The organism is Polyangium jinanense (assembly GCF_028435365.1).
The window spans coordinates 88,216-103,800 of the sequence record NZ_JAGTJJ010000018.1; the positions used below are offsets into that span (position 1 = coordinate 88,216).

At 68.1% G+C, this 15,585-nt stretch carries 12 protein-coding genes; 5 read left to right on the forward strand and 7 right to left on the reverse strand.

The annotated features are described in order from the left end of the window. Positions 1-18: 18 nt before the first annotated feature. From KEG57_RS26725 to KEG57_RS26735, 3 genes are all read right to left on the reverse strand, one after another. Entirely contained in the window at positions 19-1,755 is a 1,737-nt protein-coding gene (locus tag KEG57_RS26725; protein ID WP_272425349.1) for a hypothetical protein, read from the reverse strand. A gap of 98 nt (positions 1,756-1,853) precedes the next feature. Next, complete coding sequence (locus tag KEG57_RS26730; RefSeq protein WP_272425348.1) at positions 1,854-3,542, reverse strand: alpha-amylase family glycosyl hydrolase; 1,689 nt, start codon at positions 3,540-3,542, stop codon at positions 1,854-1,856. A 6-nt stretch (positions 3,543-3,548) separates the two neighbouring features. Further along, on the reverse strand, positions 3,549-4,382 hold the full coding sequence (locus tag KEG57_RS26735) for an expansin EXLX1 family cellulose-binding protein (protein WP_272425347.1): 834 nt from the start codon (positions 4,380-4,382) through the stop codon (positions 3,549-3,551). Positions 4,383-4,467: 85 nt separating this feature from the next. On the opposite strand from KEG57_RS26735, the gene KEG57_RS26740 reads away from it, so the two are divergent. Both KEG57_RS26740 and KEG57_RS26745 read left to right on the forward strand, forming a co-directional pair. Further along, positions 4,468-6,150, forward strand: a complete 1,683-nt coding sequence (locus tag KEG57_RS26740; protein WP_272425346.1) for a L,D-transpeptidase — start codon at positions 4,468-4,470, stop codon at positions 6,148-6,150. 84 nt (positions 6,151-6,234) lie between these two features. After that, the gene (locus tag KEG57_RS26745; RefSeq protein WP_272425345.1) at positions 6,235-8,292 is read left to right on the forward strand and encodes an FUSC family protein; all 2,058 of its coding nucleotides are present in this window, start codon (positions 6,235-6,237) and stop codon (positions 8,290-8,292) included. A 434-nt stretch (positions 8,293-8,726) separates the two neighbouring features. Here KEG57_RS26745 and KEG57_RS26750 read toward each other — a convergent pair whose 3' ends face one another. The 3 genes from KEG57_RS26750 to KEG57_RS26760 form a co-directional block, all read right to left on the reverse strand. Beyond that, entirely contained in the window at positions 8,727-9,425 is a 699-nt protein-coding gene (locus tag KEG57_RS26750) for a hypothetical protein (RefSeq protein ID WP_272425344.1), read from the reverse strand. A 356-nt stretch (positions 9,426-9,781) separates the two neighbouring features. Then, on the reverse strand, positions 9,782-10,486 hold the full coding sequence (locus KEG57_RS26755; protein ID WP_272425343.1) for a hypothetical protein: 705 nt from the start codon (positions 10,484-10,486) through the stop codon (positions 9,782-9,784). Between the two features lie 417 nt (positions 10,487-10,903). Beyond that, positions 10,904-11,770 (reverse strand): alpha/beta hydrolase, encoded by an 867-nt coding sequence (locus KEG57_RS26760; RefSeq protein ID WP_272425342.1) that lies wholly within the window; start codon positions 11,768-11,770, stop codon positions 10,904-10,906. A 256-nt stretch (positions 11,771-12,026) separates the two neighbouring features. Here KEG57_RS26760 and KEG57_RS55725 point away from each other — a divergent pair, with 256 nt between their 5' ends. Genes KEG57_RS55725 through KEG57_RS26775 form a run of 3 tightly spaced genes read left to right on the forward strand, consistent with a single transcriptional unit; the run spans position 12,027 to position 14,925 of the window. Beyond that, positions 12,027-12,320, forward strand: a complete 294-nt coding sequence (locus KEG57_RS55725) for an acyl carrier protein (protein WP_272425341.1) — start codon at positions 12,027-12,029, stop codon at positions 12,318-12,320. After that, positions 12,317-13,273: an SAM-dependent methyltransferase gene (locus tag KEG57_RS26770; protein ID WP_272425340.1), complete on the forward strand. Its 957-nt coding sequence runs from the start codon at positions 12,317-12,319 to the stop codon at positions 13,271-13,273. The genes KEG57_RS55725 and KEG57_RS26770 overlap by 4 nt, the downstream gene beginning before the upstream one ends. Continuing rightward, entirely contained in the window at positions 13,270-14,925 is a 1,656-nt protein-coding gene (locus tag KEG57_RS26775) for an AMP-binding protein (protein ID WP_272425339.1), read from the forward strand. Before KEG57_RS26770 ends, KEG57_RS26775 begins: the two co-directional genes overlap by 4 nt. Here KEG57_RS26775 and KEG57_RS26780 read toward each other — a convergent pair. Further along, the gene (locus KEG57_RS26780; RefSeq protein WP_272425338.1) at positions 14,917-15,543 is read right to left on the reverse strand and encodes an alpha/beta hydrolase; all 627 of its coding nucleotides are present in this window, start codon (positions 15,541-15,543) and stop codon (positions 14,917-14,919) included. The genes KEG57_RS26775 and KEG57_RS26780 overlap by 9 nt on opposite strands. Positions 15,544-15,585 lie beyond the last annotated feature (42 nt).

Sequence of the window (15,585 nt, forward strand, 5' to 3'; positions counted from 1 at the left end):
CGGCGGGGTGCAGGGAGATCAGGGCGTCACGAGCCCCGTGAACATCGTGGCGCCCGTGTTTCGCTGGGCGTTCTTGAACGGGGCCGCGAAATCGTCGTTGTCCCGCACGGTGGCCATGACCTGGATGAAATAGAATTTCCCGGCCTGCAGGATACCCTCCGGGAGGGTAACGTTCGGGCTCTTGACGTACACGTGCGCGACGTTGCGGCGGGTTGAAAGGACGCCGTCCGCGTCCGTGAGATCCGTCGTATCGACGACGGTGACGCGATATCGCGTGGGGGTGCCGAGCGACGGCGCGGTCCACGTGATTTCCGGCGTCGTCCCCACGCCCGTCGTCACCTGATCGTAGGGCGTATCCTTGCCGGCGACCTTGATGTTCTGCGGGAGGCCGAGGGTCGGCGTGAGCGGCTTGCCCGTGATCTCCTCCACCGGCGCGGAAACGGTAAAATTGCCGCGGAGTGACTCCGACGTGTTCTCGGGCAGGAGCGTTCGGACGCTCTTCGAGAACGTGATGGTCACACCGCCGAACGTTTGCCCGTCCGTGAACGGGTCCCCATACGAATAGGTATGCGCGTGGTCGCCGGCGAGAACCATGGTCCCCGCGTCGCAGCCGCTCGGGCATGCGGCTGGATCGCAGAGGTTGCCGTGGCAGGCCGGGTCCGGGTTCGAATAGACCGTCCCATGGATCACGCTGAGACCGAGCAGCGTGGCGAATGTGCCGATTGCGGGCTCGGGCACGCTGGGCTCGTGGTCGACGCTGAAGCCGACGGCATGGAGGGTGAGCGGGGTGTTCGGAAGCAGGGCGTTCCAGGCCGAGCCCTTGTAGTCCAGATCGAAGCTCTTCTGCGGGGCCGGCGAGAAGGTGCCTTTTGCAACGCTCGTGCCCCCGTTCGTCATGGTGAACGGCATGGCCTCCATGCTCTCCGCCGTGGCACCGTACGTGTAGCCGTTCCACGGATTGCCGTCCTCCGTCGGCGTACCGACCTGCTTCGTCACGTTGTGCAGGACCGTGACCTCGTCCCCTTTGCTCCCGTCGATGAGCGTTGGGTCGGTGAAGAACTGGACGAACGTGTCCTGCGCATTGATTTTCCAGGTGGAGAGCTGGGTGGCTCCATTCGCGGGGGGATTGTCCTCCGGGGGGCTCGCCGGGGCGGCAACATAGGCGAGGGCCGTGCCGTTTTGCGAATAGATCAGGATCTCGTCGTCGAGCCCCTGGATGTTGCCCATGTCGTCGACCGTGGACACCTGCAAGGGCACGCCGAGGGTCGCGTCGATCGAGATGTACGTCGGCTGCGACATCGGCGCGGGATCGGGCCGTCCGCTGTAGAGATAGCCGATATCGAGCGTCCGCGCGTCGGTCGCGACAAACCACCGAACCGGCGGCGCGTTCGGGAACTGGGACGAAGGCTTGCCCTCGAGGGCGAGGAGATACGTCCCCATGGGGACGCCGGGGATGCTGATGTTGCCCTGGGCGTCGATCGTGCCCGGGTAGGATTGCAGCGTCCCGCCTTGATCGACGAGGGCCTCGATTTTCGTCCAGGACTTGCTGGGCAGGGTGACGTCGCCGGTGGTCGGCCGGTAAAGGTCCACCGCGGTACCCGTCACGCCATCGCCGCCGGTGCCGCCATTGCCACCGCTTCCGCCATTGCCACCGCTTCCGCCATTACCGCCGTTTCCGCCACCGCCACCGCCGCAAGCCGCCGTCGCCGTGAGGGCCAAGAGGGTGCCGAGAGAGAATAAGCTGTAGGTTCGCATAAGTGCTCCTTGCGGTCGGTGATGGTAGCGACGCACCGGAGAATGTGGTAGGGATTTCGTGTCCGGGGCATGAATCGGACGGTCCGTCGACCGCGGACTCAGCGGCCGAGCACGAGCGCCTCATAAGGACGCAGCACGGCCTCGCCCTCACGAATTGGGAGCGGCTCGGGGTACGTGGAGGCCAGGGCGACGCCGCAATCCCCCGGGATCCGCACGCGACGCGTGGCATCGTCGAAATGCAGGAGGACGTCGACGACGTCGTCGCCGAACGACCGGCGATAGGCGAGGACCTCCGGCGGGAGCGCATGCGCGGGGTAGAGACCGAGCGCGCCGGCCTGGAGCGCCGGGCGGGTTTTCCGAAGCCGGAGCAGGCGCCTGTAGCAATGCAGGATCGAGGCGGGATCACGCTCCTCCGCCTCGACGTTGGTGGTCTCCGAAGCGGCGTGGATCGGCAGCCACGGCACGACGCCGGGTGCGGTAAAACCCGCGTTTGGAGAGGCGGACCATTGCATCGGCGTGCGACAGGCGTCGCGGTTCAAGAGGACACCGGCAGCGTGGAGCTTGCGCGCGACGACGTCCGGGAGGAACCGGTACATCCGCGCGAGCGGATCCTTCGCAGTGGCAAGCGGCAGATCGAGGTCCCGCATGCCGATCTCCTCGCCGTAATAGACGAAAGGAATGCCGCGGGCCGTGAGCTGCACGGCGGCGCTGAGCTTTTCGCGCTCGGGGTGGTATCCGAGCCGCTCGCCGCGCCGGGAGCGATCGTGGTTGCCGAAGACCCACGTAGGCACGAGCGGCGCCGGCATCTCGCGCTCGAATTCGAGGACGAGCTCACGGAATCCGGCGGCCGTGAACGGCGCGCGCATGGCCTTGAACAGAAAGACGCTGTGCAGGCCGTCGCCGCTGTCGACGGTCGGGGAGTCCGCTCCGGCGCAATAGCTGCGCAGCGTGCTCGGCTGCCCGAAGACCTCGCCGACCAGGAATCGCGGCGGATCCTGGAATTCATCGGCCACGCGCCGGAGCGTGCGCGCGAAGGCGATGGTCTCCGGATGGTGGAGCGTGCGCCGATAGGATTGCAAGAACCCGTCCGGATCGTCCTCGGTCGGGAGGAGGCGCGTCGAGAAGGGGTTGTCCTCGAAACTTTCGTCCTTGAAGAGCGCGTGGAAGATATCGAGCCGCAGGCCATCGAAGCCGAACGCGAGCCACCGCCGCACGACGCCCAGCATGGCCTCCTGGACTTCGGGGTTGCGATAATCGAGGTCGGGCTGGAACGGCAAGAAGCTCGCCCAGTACCATTCCTGCGTTCGTTCGTCCCAGTGCCAGCCGCGCGGCCCGACGAGGGAGCGCCAGTTGTTCGGGGGCGCCTTGCCGCCGGGCTTTTTGCCGGGCCGCCAGAGATACCAGTTTCGTTTCGGGTTCGTTCGGCTGGAACGGGATTCGCGGAACCAGGGGTGCTCGATCGAGGTATGGTTCAGGACCATGTCCGCAATGATACGCATCCCGCGCGCGTGCGCCTCGTCGAGCAAACGCCGCACGTCGTCTCGTGTGCCGTACTCGGGGGCGACGGCGTCGTAATCGGAGACGTCGTAGCCGAGGTCCTGCTGGGGGCTTCCATAAAACGGACAGATCCAGAGCGTCTCGACGCCGAGATCGCGGAGATAGTCGAGCTTCCGCACGATCCCCGGCAGATCCCCGATTCCGTCGCCATTCGTGTCGAGGAACGAGCGGGGATAAATCTGATAGACGGTGGTCCGCGCCCACCAGGGCGGAAGCTCGGCTCTTTGCATGTCGTTTTACATCCCGCAGGCGGGGAACTGCCCCTGTCCGGGCGAATCGCCGGCCTCGACGAAGGGGATCCCGCTGTCTTCGAGCACGCTGCCGTAGACGTCGGTCACGCGGACCGTGTACGGCCCCGGGCCCATGCCCTTGTCCTCGACGAAATAGTTGTAGTCGAGCCGCTGGACCTCGTGCCAGGCGCCGTCGTCGCCCTTCCACTCGAACTTGGCAATCGCGTTCCGGTGGTTGCGGATCTGCACCGCGGTCCACCACTGGTTCGAGCCTTCCTTGAAATGGTAGACGATCGGCCCGGGAGCGTCGCAGGGGACGAATTGCCAGGAGATCGCGATCCGGCCGTCTTCGAGCGGCGCGAGCATCGCAAACGCGTCGGGCGAGAGGTCGATGTCGCCGTGCACGCACTCGGGGCAAAGATCGACGATACGCACCGTGACCTCGCCGTTCGGCCCCTTCACCTGCGCGCACGCGCCGCAGACGCCCGAATTGGCGTAATCCTCGGCGTTCATGGCCCCGACGAGCAGCGGAGAATCCGAGGAGGCGTCGAAGCTGCACGCGCCGGAGCCGTTCGCGGCGTAATAGGTGCCTTCGCCCTCGAAGGTCGGCGCATTGTCACAGGCGCCGAACCCGGAGCCGGTGCTGCCCGCGCCCGAGCCGCCATTGCCGTTGCCGCTGCCGCTGCCGCCGCTCCCGCTGCCGCCGTTGCCGCTGCCGCCGCTGCCTCCGTCGCCGTCTCCGCCGCTGCTGCCGCCGCCGCATCCGACGACGAGCGCGAGGGCCGCCGCGAGGCCTACACCATAGGAAATGCCGAGCGATCGGATCGTTCGATAAGCCATGCCACGACGGTACCACTCCGGCGGCGCGCCTGTCCATCCGGCAGGAACTTGGCCCGCGCATCCGAGGCCTGTTAGCGGGCCGTTCATGCGGGCCTCATCGTTCCTCGCCACCGTGGCCATCGCGAGCCTCGCGACGGGTTGTCCGTTGCTGGAGCCGAGCGTGGGCCAGGAATTGGCCTCTCCCGCGCCGGATTCTCTCCCGAAACCCGCGCCGCTGCCCGCCCTCGCCGCACAGGCGCCCGCGCCCGCGCCGCCCCCTGCCCCGCCGCCGGCCGCGCCCGCGCCGGTACCCGCAGCGCCGACCGAGGCGACCGTGGATACGCCGGATCTGCCGCCGGATCCGGCCGCGCCCGCGGATCTCGCGCTCACCGAACCCGAAGCGCCCGCCGTGCCCGAGGAGCCGGAAGAGCCGATCGAACCGGTGAAAGAGCCGCCGAAGAAGCCCGCGGCTGAAGTCTTCGAGCTCGCGAGCATCGCGAAAGAAACCTGGATCTACGCCGAGCCCCGCTGGCGGAGCCGCCGCATCGGGTATCTGCGGGCCGGCGCGATCGTAGAACGCGACGAAAAACCCAAGAGCCGCGCGAATTGCGAAGGCGGCTGGTACCACATCAAACCGCGTGGCTACGTGTGTGTCGGGACGAACGCGACGCTCGACATTCATCACCCCGTGGTGGAAGCCGCCGCGGTGCGGCCGTCGCGCGACGGTTTGCCCTACACGTACGTGATGTCGCGAAACCCGGCACCGCATCTTTACGCGCGCCTGCCGACCGACGCCGAGCTGCGCGTCGTCGAGCCGGATCTCGCGGGCCATCTGCGCAAGGTCGCGCAGACGGCGCTCGATGCGCAATTCGTCCCGCCCCCGCCGCCCGATCCCACGCCGGGCGCCCTGCTCTACGGCCTCGCGGCGCCGCCGCTCGCCGGCGTGTCCCGCGGCGCCGATACACTCGTCGTGGGGCGCGCCAAGGCCCGGTCGGGGTTTGCCTTGCTGTCGACGTTCGATCACGAGGACCGTCGTTATGGCCTGACGACGGAGCTCGCCGTCCTTCCGCTCGATCGCACGCGGGTTGTCCGGACGTCCCCGTTCCAGGGTTTGCCCCTCGACGAGGTGACCCTGCCGGTGGCCTTCGTGAAGAGCCGGCACGCCATGCGATACACCTCGGCGATCGGCGGTCTCGGAGGCGCCACGAAGCTCGGCCATCGCGAAGCCGTGCCGCTCACGGGAAAATCGATGCGCTCGGGCGGCGCGACCTACCTCGAAGCACGCGACGGATCATGGGTGCGCGAGGATCAGGTGGTGCGGATCGATCCGATGACGCGACCGCCGGGCTGGGCGCTCGCGGGGCAGAAATGGATCGATGTTTCGATCCTGAAGCAAAGCCTCGTGGCCTACGAGGGGACGAAGCCAGTCTACGTGACGCTCGTGAGCACGGGCGCGGACGGGCTCGGCGATCCGAAAAAGACGCATTCGACGATCCAGGGCGTCTTCCGCATCCACACGAAGCACGTGAGCGTGACGATGGACGGCGACGAGGTGGGCGACGAGTTCGACCTGCGCGACGTGCCGTTCGTGCAGTACTTCAACGAGGGCTACGCGCTCCACGCGGCCTACTGGCACGACGATTTCGGGACGCCCCGGAGCCACGGCTGCGTGAACCTCGCGCCGAGGGACGCCGCGTGGCTGTTCGGCTGGACAACCCCGGAGGTGCCCGCGACGTGGCACGCGGGGCTCTCACTGCGGGGCGGGACGGTCGTGTATACCCATCCGTGACCGTTCGCGGCGGGACAGCCCGTTCGTAGACGAAAGCGGTTCGCGGCGACGCGCGGCCCGCGCTACCCTTCCGTACCCCACGCGATGCGGCTTCGTGCTCTTCTCGGCTCGTCGGGTCCGATCACGCTGGCGGTGCCTGACATCGCGCGCGGGTTTCGCGCGGCGCTCCTGGTGCTGCCCGCGTTTTATCTCGCGTCGACGTACGCGCACCCGGAGCTCACGTGGACGGCGCTGGGCGGCTGGCTCGGCACCCTGGCCGACCCGGGCGGCTCGCGCGCGACCCGCGCGAAGGCCCTCGTCGCATTCGCGATCGCCGGGGCCGCAGCCGTCTGGCTCACGGAGGCCTGCGCGGGCTCCCCCGTGCTGTCGACGCTCGCGCTCGCGGGAATCGCGTTCGCCGCGGGGCTCGTACGCGCCGCGGGGCCCACGGCCTCGCTCGCCGGGCTGATGGTCGCGCTCGCCGCGGCCATCGCAGCCGGGCACCTGTCGCCGGTGCCGCTGCGCGACGCCCTGTATTTCGGTCTGGGCGCGACGCTCGCCGTCCTGATCTCCTCGGTGGTATGGCCCATCTGGACGCACCTCCCCGTACGCCGCTCGCTCGCGCGTGTGTACGAGGAGCTCGCCGCCTACGCGTCCGCGGCCGGGAGCGCGGCGATGCTCGAAATCCCGCGCGACGATCCGTCCTGGGGCGCGCTCCTCCGGCGACACCACCGGCGCATCCGCGACGCGCTCGAAGCCGCGCGGGAAATGGCCCTCGCGATGCGCGCGCGGCGCGAGGGAGACACGCGGCTCGGCCGCAATACGAGCCTCTTGCTCGGAGCGGCGGAGGCGCAGTTCCCGCGGCTCACCACGCTCGTGGAAGAGCTCGAAGGCCTCCCGAAGGGGGCGCGCGCCGAGCCAGCCATGCGTCTCGGGGAGATCACGTCCGCCTATGCCGAGATCCATCGTATCCTCGGGGCACGCGCGCTCCGATCACGCCCGAAGGAGCGACCCGCCCCGCGGCCGCCTGCGGCCGACGCGACGACGTCAAGGGCAGGCGCGCTCGCCGCGCACCTCGCGTCCGAGGCGCGCGCCGCGCTCGAGCTGACGAAGCACATCGACGAGCCGCTCGGGACGCGCGCGCTCGAATACGCACCGCTGCCGCCACGCGCGGACGAGCGCGCGCCCCTGGGGGAGCTCCGCACGGGCCTCCGCGCGATACGCGATGCGCTCTGGCCGCAATCGGTCCTTTTGCATCACGCCCTTCGATCCGCGTGCGCCGTCGCCGTGGCGTCCCTCGCGGGCTCCCTCGCGCTCCCAAGCCATTCCAACTGGGTCACCCTGACGACCCTCGTCATCCTGCAACCTCATATCGGCGCCACGATCGAGCGCGCCCTCGAGCGTGTCGTGGGGACGGTGCTCGGCTGCATGCTCGCAGCCGCCATCACGCTCACCGTTCGATCGCCGATCGTCCTCACCACGCTCATGGTTCCGCTGCTCGTGGCCGCCGTCGCGACGCAGCCGCAGAGCCGCGGACTCTTCACGGTGTTCCTCACGCCTGTGTTCGTCCTGCTCGCGGAGCGGCACCTCGGCGATTGGGAGACCGCCGCGGAGCGCGTGGCCGCCGTGGCCCTCGGAGGCGTCATCGCGGTCGTGGCCGGCACGATCTTCTTGCCCTCGTCCGAGCGAAAACGTCTGCCAGACGCGCTCGCGTCGATGCTCCGCGCCGTCTCGACCTACGCGCACGAGGTGCTGACGTCAGCGACGAACCGAGGAGCGCCGGGCGCGGAAGAACGCGTGGCGGCGGCGCGGCGGTCGGCGGGCGTGGCGCTCGGCGAAGCGGAAGTCTCGCTGGAGCGCCTGCTCGCGGAGCCCCTGGGCGACAAGAAAGCCGCGGCGGACGCAATGCTCCTCGTGACGTACGCGCGGCGGCTCGGCTCGGCGCTCACGGCGACCGATATGTTGGTGAAGGAAGTGCCGCCCCAAGCGGACGAGCTCACGCGGGTCGACGCCTATGTCGCGGCGGTGCTGCGTGACGCCGCGGCGCACGTGCGCGGAGAGCGTCCCGAGCGCATGGCGACCGCACCCGAGATCGTGGATCACGACCCTCTCGAACGGGTGGTGCGCTCGGCCGGGCTCGTGGCGAGCTTGGCCAGGCACTGAGCATTGGTCTCATCGCGAGGCGTCGCGCCGGGGCGCTGCCCCGGGCCCCGCGGGGGCTGTTCGCCCCTCGACCCGAACCAGGGCAAGCCCTGGACCATTTGGGGAAGAACTGCGCGATGCGCAGTTCTTCCCACAGGCCGGTGGCAAGACCAGGAAGGTGCGTTGCACGCTGGCGACGGGCATGTTGCCCGTTGAACCGTCAGCGCTGCTGTCTTGGTTGGCAGGATCGTCGTTGGTCTTGACCCGGCTCGTTCGATGAACTGCGCCTCGCGCAGTTCATCGACCCCGAGTCCAGCGCTTGCGCAGGCCCCGGGTCCAGGGGCGGATAGCCCCGGTGGGGTCTGAGGCAAAGCCCCAGCGAAGCGGCTTCCAGATGAGACCAATGCTCAGGCCTCCGCGGGGCCCGGGGCAGCGCCCGGCGCGGCGGCTCGTGATCAGAGGCAGGCGGTGATGTCGAGCTCGCCGATGGCGAACGGCCGCTCGCTTTGATCGAAGACATTCGCTTCGGTGGTCGAGGTCACGCTCCAGCCGTAGGACAGGATTTCGCCCGTCGCCTCGTCCGAGTAAAGCCGCAGGTAGGCCGTGCCGACGATGCTCGGCGTGAAGACGCCGGCGACGCGGCGGCTGTCGGGGTACGCCGTATTCTGGCCGTGCTCGGTGCTCGTCGAGTCGACGATCGGCAGCGCCCACTGCTTCTGCCCCGTGCGGTACGGCGTGTAGAACCCGGCCGGCGGCGTGATGTCAATCGGCTCGCCGATGATCACGGCGGCATGGCCGGCGTACGACCCGGTGGCGTTGATCGCGAAGATGTGGCCCGCGTCGACGTCCGCGATGTTCGTGATTTCGACGAAGTTCGTGGGCGCGCTACCATCCACCGGGACGATTTGCTCGTACCACTGCGCGGCGCTCAGGGTCGAGACGTCGAAGCAGTACAGCCACTGGCTGCTCGTCCAGGCGAGAGCGTTCTTGACCGCCTTGGTGACGAAGCTGCCGCCGTTGCCCGTGCTCGTGCCGATGAGGGCCTGTGCATGGGCGTCGATGGAGGCGTTGAGCACGGGATCGGCCTGCGCGTCCGAGGGGAAGCAGAGAGCCGTCGCGACCGCAGCAGCACCCAAAAGACCGAGCTTATTCATGTTCACACCTCAGGAGGAACGACCGTGGTGGTCGTCAGGAAAGACGAACGATGGTCAACCGACGAGTGGGCATCAGGAAGTCGAAATATGCGCACTCGATAGACCTTCGTCTATACACCGATATCAACGCGAAGGCTATGGTGGTTGTGGGAGGGGCGTTCTATTTCATCCGCCATCGGAGCGAAAGCGCCTGCCGGACGCGCGCACGTCCCGCTCGCACGCGTGGTGCGCTTGGCAGGCTCGTGGCGAGCTTTGGCTGGATGGGATCGAATGAAAACGCTCCCAGGAGGGCGCGTCCTGCCGGGCGCGCCCTGGGAGCGTTGAGCCACGCGGCTGGGCGCGTGGATGGAATTCGTTCAGGGGCTGACCGTGAGCTCGCCGATGGCGAACGGACGCTCGCTCTGATCGTAGACGTTGAGGTCGTTCGTCGCGGTCACGCTCCAGCCGTAGGACAGGATCTCGCCCGTCGTGGCGTCCGAGTAGAGCCGAATGTAGGCCGTGCCGGGGACGTTGGCCGTGAAGCCGCTGGCGGACCGGCGGCTGTCGGGGTACGAGGCATTCTGGCCGTGCTCGCTGCCCGTGGAGTCGGCAATCGGCACGGCCCACTGCTTCGTCCCCGTGATGTACGGCGTGTAGAACGCGTTCGGCGGCGTGATGTCGATCGGCTCGCCGATGATCACGGCGGCGTGGCCGGTGTACGACCCGGTGGCGTTGATCGCGAAGATCTGGCCCGCGTCGACGTCGCCGATGTTGTCGACCTCGACGAAGTTCGTGGGCGCAGCACCGCCCGGCGGGACGATTTGCTCGTACCACTTCGCGGCGCTCAGGGTCGAGGTGCCGAAGTAGTACAGCCACTGGCTGCTCGTCCAGCCGAGTGCGTCCTTGACCGCCTTCGTGACGAAGCTGCCGCCGTTGCCCGTGGTGGTGCCATTGTTCACATACGCGGTCACCAGGTCCAACGCCGCGCCCGAAACGTCGCCGTCGCCCACGGCGCGCGCGTCAGAGGAGAAGCAGAAAGCCGTCGCGAGGGCAGCGGCACCGAAGAGACCGAGCTTATTCATGTGCACACCTCAGGAAGAACGACCCGACTGGTCGCCAGGAAAATGGAACGATGGACAACCGAGAGTGGGCATCTTCCAAATCATGGGATGCGCACTCGATAGGCGGCTCGTGTATACCTCAGTGTCAAGGTAAAGGTCAAGCGCCAATCTGGAAATCGATACGCGCTCAAACGACCCCTCACCCGGTGCGCCAGCAGCACGAAATCGACGCGATGCAGCACGCCGTTACCGCGGGCACACACGACGACGAGGCGCTGGGCGGAGCATGCTATAGATGAGACGTGGGGCGACGCCCGGAAGAGACGTCTCGCGCCCGCAACGTACATTACACGTGCGCCCGCGCACGAACCCGATGACGCGTAGACACCTACGCGTGCCGGTTCCACGGCCCGGACGCAGGCGACGAGGGCGCGCGGCTCAGCCTCCGCCCCCCGCTTCCGTCTTCTTCCGCGCATAGAGCAGCCGCAACGCATGCACGGCGCCGACATGGTACACGGTACCGTGCGCCTCCGCCGGAAACGGCACATAATGCCATATCAGCCCCGCAGGTGCATGCTGGCGTAGAATTCCCGCCATCCGCTCCGTTTCCTCGGTATTGTCCTCGACACCGCCGACCGTCAGGTACAGCGTCTTGCCCTGCGCCGATAGCACCTTCAAGCGCGGCTCGGCCCGCGCGAGCAGGAAACCATCGTTCCACCAAAGGCTCGGGCTCACCGCGAGGTACGTCCCGAACAACGCGGGATCCTCGAAAAACGTCTCCAGGACGAACAGCCCCGCCAGCGATTCCCCCATGAGCCCGCGCTCCCCGCTGCTCCGATAATCACGCTCGATCCGCGGCACGAGCTCGTTCTTCAGGAAGGCGCGAAACCTGGCCGAGCCGCCGACGCGCGGCGCAATCGTCTTGTCCTTCTCGTTCTCCGTGGGGCCCGTCAGGTCGCGCCTTCGCTCGGTATTTTCGATTCCGATGACGATCAACGGCCTCATGATCTCGTTCGCCACGGAGACCTGGACGATGCCGGTGATGTGATGAAAATCCTCCGCCGCGCCGCCGTCGAGCAGGTACATCACGGGATATCGCTCGCGGCTCTCCGCATAACCCGGCGGCAAGTACACCGTGATCCGCCGCTTTTCGCCGAGCGCGGCCGAGTCCATGACGAACGATTGACCAATGACGATGGCGTCGTCCTGCGGCACGGGCGCATGGCTCGGCTCGGGGCAGCGGGCGGCGCAGCCGAGGAGGGGCAGGCAGGAGGCGAGGGTCGCCGCAAAGAGGAGGTGGCGCATGGAGGCGCCACCATACCCTCGTCGCTCGCGCCACGAAAGCTCACGCTCGGGTCGCCGTCGTACACACGTCCACCGTGCCGGCAATGTTTCGCCTGGGCGAGACGGCCGCGCCAATGCTGCGCGAGCAAGATCCGCGCGAATTGGGCATTGGCTGCGCACGTGCTCGTTACGTCCAGCGTCCATACGGAAACGTACCGCGTGGCCTCCGTTTTGCCAGGCGCCGTGGCCCGTAACTTTCGGCACCAAGGAGCTTCTCGTGCCTACCCATTTTTCCATTCCCGACGCCATCGCCAATGACGTCCGCCGTATCATCGCCGACACCCTCCGCCTCCCCGTGGAGCAGGTGGCGCTCGACGCGCGGCTCGACGAGGCGCGCCTCGGCATCGATTCCCTCGGGCTCATCAAGCTGAACGTCGCGCTCGAAGAGGCGTTCGACATCACGCTGCCCGATTTCACCACGCCCGAGCAGCCGCACATCCGCTCCGTGGGCGACGTGGCCGCGCTCGTCGCCCAAAAGGTCTCCGCCCAGGCAAACAGAGGTGTCCGATGATCCCCGCCGCGCATACCCACCCCGAGCGCGAGGCGATGGAGCGTTCGCCCGCAGAGCAACGCGAGCACGAGCGCCGCGTCGTGGCCGAGCATTATCAACACGACGTCGAGATCTTCTCGATGGTGCTCGATAGCCGCCTCGCGTATGCGACCGGCGTCTTCGTGAGCCCCGACGAGGACCTCGAGACCGCCCAGGCGCGCAAATTCGCACGCATCCAGGCCAAGCTCGACATTCAGCCCGGCGAGCGTGTCCTCGACGTCGGCTGCGGATGGGGCAGCAATCTCCTCTACCTCGCCGAGCATACCCAGGGCGAATTCTTCGGGATCACGCTGAGTGAACGGCAACGCGAGGAGGCTCTCCGCCGCGCGCGCCTCGCCGGCGTCGCGGACCGCGTGCACATCGACGTCAAGCACATCGAAGATCTCGCCCTCGAGCCCGCCTCGTTCGACGTGGTGCTCTTCAGCGGCAGCATCGTCCACATGCACAACCGCGAGGAGATCCACCGCACGGTCGCACGGCTCCTCCGCCCCTCCGGACGCTTGCTCATCTCCGATTGTTATTATCCTGCCGAGCACCGCGGAGATCGCGAGAGCACGGCGACCGATTACATCTTCGTCGAGGCGCTCGGGTATTGCCGCCTGCTCCACCTGAGCGAGGAGCTCGCCTTCATCGAGCGCGCGGGGCTCGACATCTGCCACGTCGAGGACCTCACGAGCTCGTACGCGCTCACGCTGGAGCGCTGGATCGACAACGTGCGCAAGAACCGCCGCCGCATCGAGGCGATCTCCCCCGGTTTCTCGCGGCTCCTGCAGCAGTACATGACCGTCGCCAAGCTCTCGTTCGCGCGGCGGACGGCGCTCGAATACATGATCCTGGCGACACGAGGCCGGCCGCGGGTCGAGTCCGCGTGGTTCCCCATCGTCCCACCCGCGCATGAAAAGGGGGCGAGATGAACACGAGGACCATCGCCGGGCTGCTGCGCCATCGCGCCGGATCGAGGAGCGACGAGATCGCCATTCGATTCAAGGAGGATACGGGATTCGAGGCGTGGACCTGGCTCCGATTCTGGGAGGAAGCGGTGCGCGTCGCGGCCGGGCTCCGCGAGTCCGGCGTGCGGCCCGGCGACCGCGTGCTCGTGCTCGTGCCCGAGGTGAAGGCCGCGGTCACGACGCTCTTCGGGATCTGGTCACTCGGGGCGGTACCCATTCCCATCGGACTCCCGTTCCGGCTGACCCACATCGAAAGCTTCCTGGAGCAGCTCCGCAAGACCGCGGAAAAACTCTCCGCGCGGGCGCTCGTCACCTCGCGCGCACTCACGGCCTTCGCCGGCGCGCCGGGACCGGTCCGGGTCCTCTGCGCGGAGGAGCTGTCGATCACGCCGCACGGGTTTTCGCCCGATCCCGACGCAGCGCCCGGCCCCGCGTTGATCCAGCTCACGAGCGGGAGCACGGGACATCCGCGCGGCGTCGTCCTCGGGCATGAGCGCCTGATGCTGCACATGGCGTGCATGAGCGAGGCGCTGCCGAGCCACGCGGAATCGGTGGCCGTCTCGTGGCTGCCGCTGCACCACGACATGGGCCTCATCGGCGGGCTGCTCTTTCCGTTCTACAATGGGTTTGTCGCGAACATGCTGGCACCGCAGGATTTCCGGGCCCGGCCGCTCGCCTGGCTGGAGGCGATGTCCTCGCTGCGGGCGACGATCTGCGCGGCGCCTCCCTCGGCGTATGCGCTCGTCCTGCGGCTCGCGCGACGCGCGGCGGAGGCGGGGCTCGACCTTCGGCCCTGGGAATGCGCGATGATCGGCGCGGAGCCCATTTCACCGGGGCTCTTGCGGCGCTTCGCCGAGGCATTCGGCCCCGTGGGGTTCCGCGCGGAGGCGTTTTTCCCGGTGTATGGCCTCGCCGAGGCCACCGTCGCCGTGAGCTTTCCGAAGCTCCTTGCGCCGTCGCGCTTCGCGGTGGTGGATCGCGAAACGCTCGAGCGGACGGGACGCGCCGTCGCGATCGAGCCGGGCCCGCACGCGCTCGAGCTCGTCTGCGTGGGGAAACCGATTCCGCAGACGGACGTGCGTATCACGGGCGAAAACGGCGAGGCCTTGCCCGAGCGGCACGTGGGCGAGATCGAGGTCCGCGCGCCGACCTTGATGCACGAATACCTCGACGACCGGGCGGCGACCGCGGCGGTGTTCCGGGACGGTTATCTGCGCACGGGAGATCTCGGGTATGTCGACCGGGGCGAGCTCTTCGTCACGGGGCGGAAAAAGGACCTCATCATCAAGGGCGGGCACAACCTGCTCCCCTCGGTGATCGAGGAGATCGTCTCCGAGGTCGAGGACGTGCGAAACGGGTGCGTCGTGGCCGTCGGCGTACGCGCGGCGGCGGACGAGACCGAGCTCGTCTACGTGATCGCGGAGACGAAGCTCGATCCAACCGCCCACGACGCGCTCGGCGAGCGGGTGCGCGCCGCGCTGCTTTCGCGCGGAATCGGGGTCGATCGCGTGGTGTTCGTGCCCCCCGGGACCTTGCCGAAGACCACGAGCGGCAAGCTCAGGCGGCGCGCGGTCGCCGAGGCGCTCTCGCAAGGACGCTCGCTCGAATCAACCTGACGTGCGCGCGACGAGTTCGGAGATCCTCTCCATCATCGTCTCCAGGTGCTCCGCGAGGGAATGGTTTGCCCCCGGGATCACCTCGAGCGTGACCGGGCCGGGAAGCTCGCGCGCGAGCGTGCGGACCGCTTCGATGTCCCCCCATTCGTCACGATCGCCCTGGATCAGGAGCAGCGGCTTCCGTGTCTCGTGGAGATAGGAAAAATCGTAAACGTTGATGGGAATCCCGATGCCGATCAGCGCACGGGCCCGCGGATCCGCCGCGCCGGCGCGCAGGCCGACCCAGGCGCCGAAGGAGTAGCCCGCGACGAGGAGGCGGGGGTGCTCGGGGGCGAGGAAATCGATCGCCGCGCGGGTATCGTCCACCTCGCCCACGCCGTCGTCGAAATGGCCCTCGCTCGCCTCGACGCCCCGAAAATGGAAGCGCAGGACCGTGGCCCCCGCGGCGTGGAGGGCGCGCGTGGCCCGGGAAACGACCTTGTTGTAGAAGGTGCCGCCGGACTGCGGGTGAGGATGGCAAACCACGGCCGCCGCCCTCGCGCTCGGGTGGCGCTTGAGGACGGCCTCGATGCGGCCAGCCGGGCCAGGAAGGAAAAATGTGCCGTCGGGGGGGCGCATGCAGCATCCATAACATGCCGATTGTCGCGGGTCGTGAGGGCG

What these genes read in the sequence shown, in the direction of transcription:
- KEG57_RS26725 (WP_272425349.1), bottom strand. Translation starts at nt 1,755, where the DNA reads ATGCGAACCTACAGCTTATTCTCTCTCGGCACCCTCTTGGCCCTCACG.
- KEG57_RS26730 (WP_272425348.1), bottom strand. Translation starts at nt 3,542, where the DNA reads ATGCAAAGAGCCGAGCTTCCGCCCTGGTGGGCGCGGACCACCGTCTAT.
- KEG57_RS26735 (WP_272425347.1), bottom strand. Translation starts at nt 4,382, where the DNA reads ATGGCTTATCGAACGATCCGATCGCTCGGCATTTCCTATGGTGTAGGC.
- KEG57_RS26740 (WP_272425346.1), top strand. Translation starts at nt 4,468, where the DNA reads ATGCGGGCCTCATCGTTCCTCGCCACCGTGGCCATCGCGAGCCTCGCG.
- KEG57_RS26745 (WP_272425345.1), top strand. Translation starts at nt 6,235, where the DNA reads ATGCGGCTTCGTGCTCTTCTCGGCTCGTCGGGTCCGATCACGCTGGCG.
- KEG57_RS26750 (WP_272425344.1), bottom strand. Translation starts at nt 9,425, where the DNA reads ATGAATAAGCTCGGTCTTTTGGGTGCTGCTGCGGTCGCGACGGCTCTC.
- KEG57_RS26755 (WP_272425343.1), bottom strand. Translation starts at nt 10,486, where the DNA reads ATGAATAAGCTCGGTCTCTTCGGTGCCGCTGCCCTCGCGACGGCTTTC.
- KEG57_RS26760 (WP_272425342.1), bottom strand. Translation starts at nt 11,770, where the DNA reads ATGCGCCACCTCCTCTTTGCGGCGACCCTCGCCTCCTGCCTGCCCCTC.
- KEG57_RS26770 (WP_272425340.1), top strand. Translation starts at nt 12,317, where the DNA reads ATGATCCCCGCCGCGCATACCCACCCCGAGCGCGAGGCGATGGAGCGT.
- KEG57_RS26775 (WP_272425339.1), top strand. Translation starts at nt 13,270, where the DNA reads ATGAACACGAGGACCATCGCCGGGCTGCTGCGCCATCGCGCCGGATCG.
- KEG57_RS26780 (WP_272425338.1), bottom strand. Translation starts at nt 15,543, where the DNA reads ATGCGCCCCCCCGACGGCACATTTTTCCTTCCTGGCCCGGCTGGCCGC.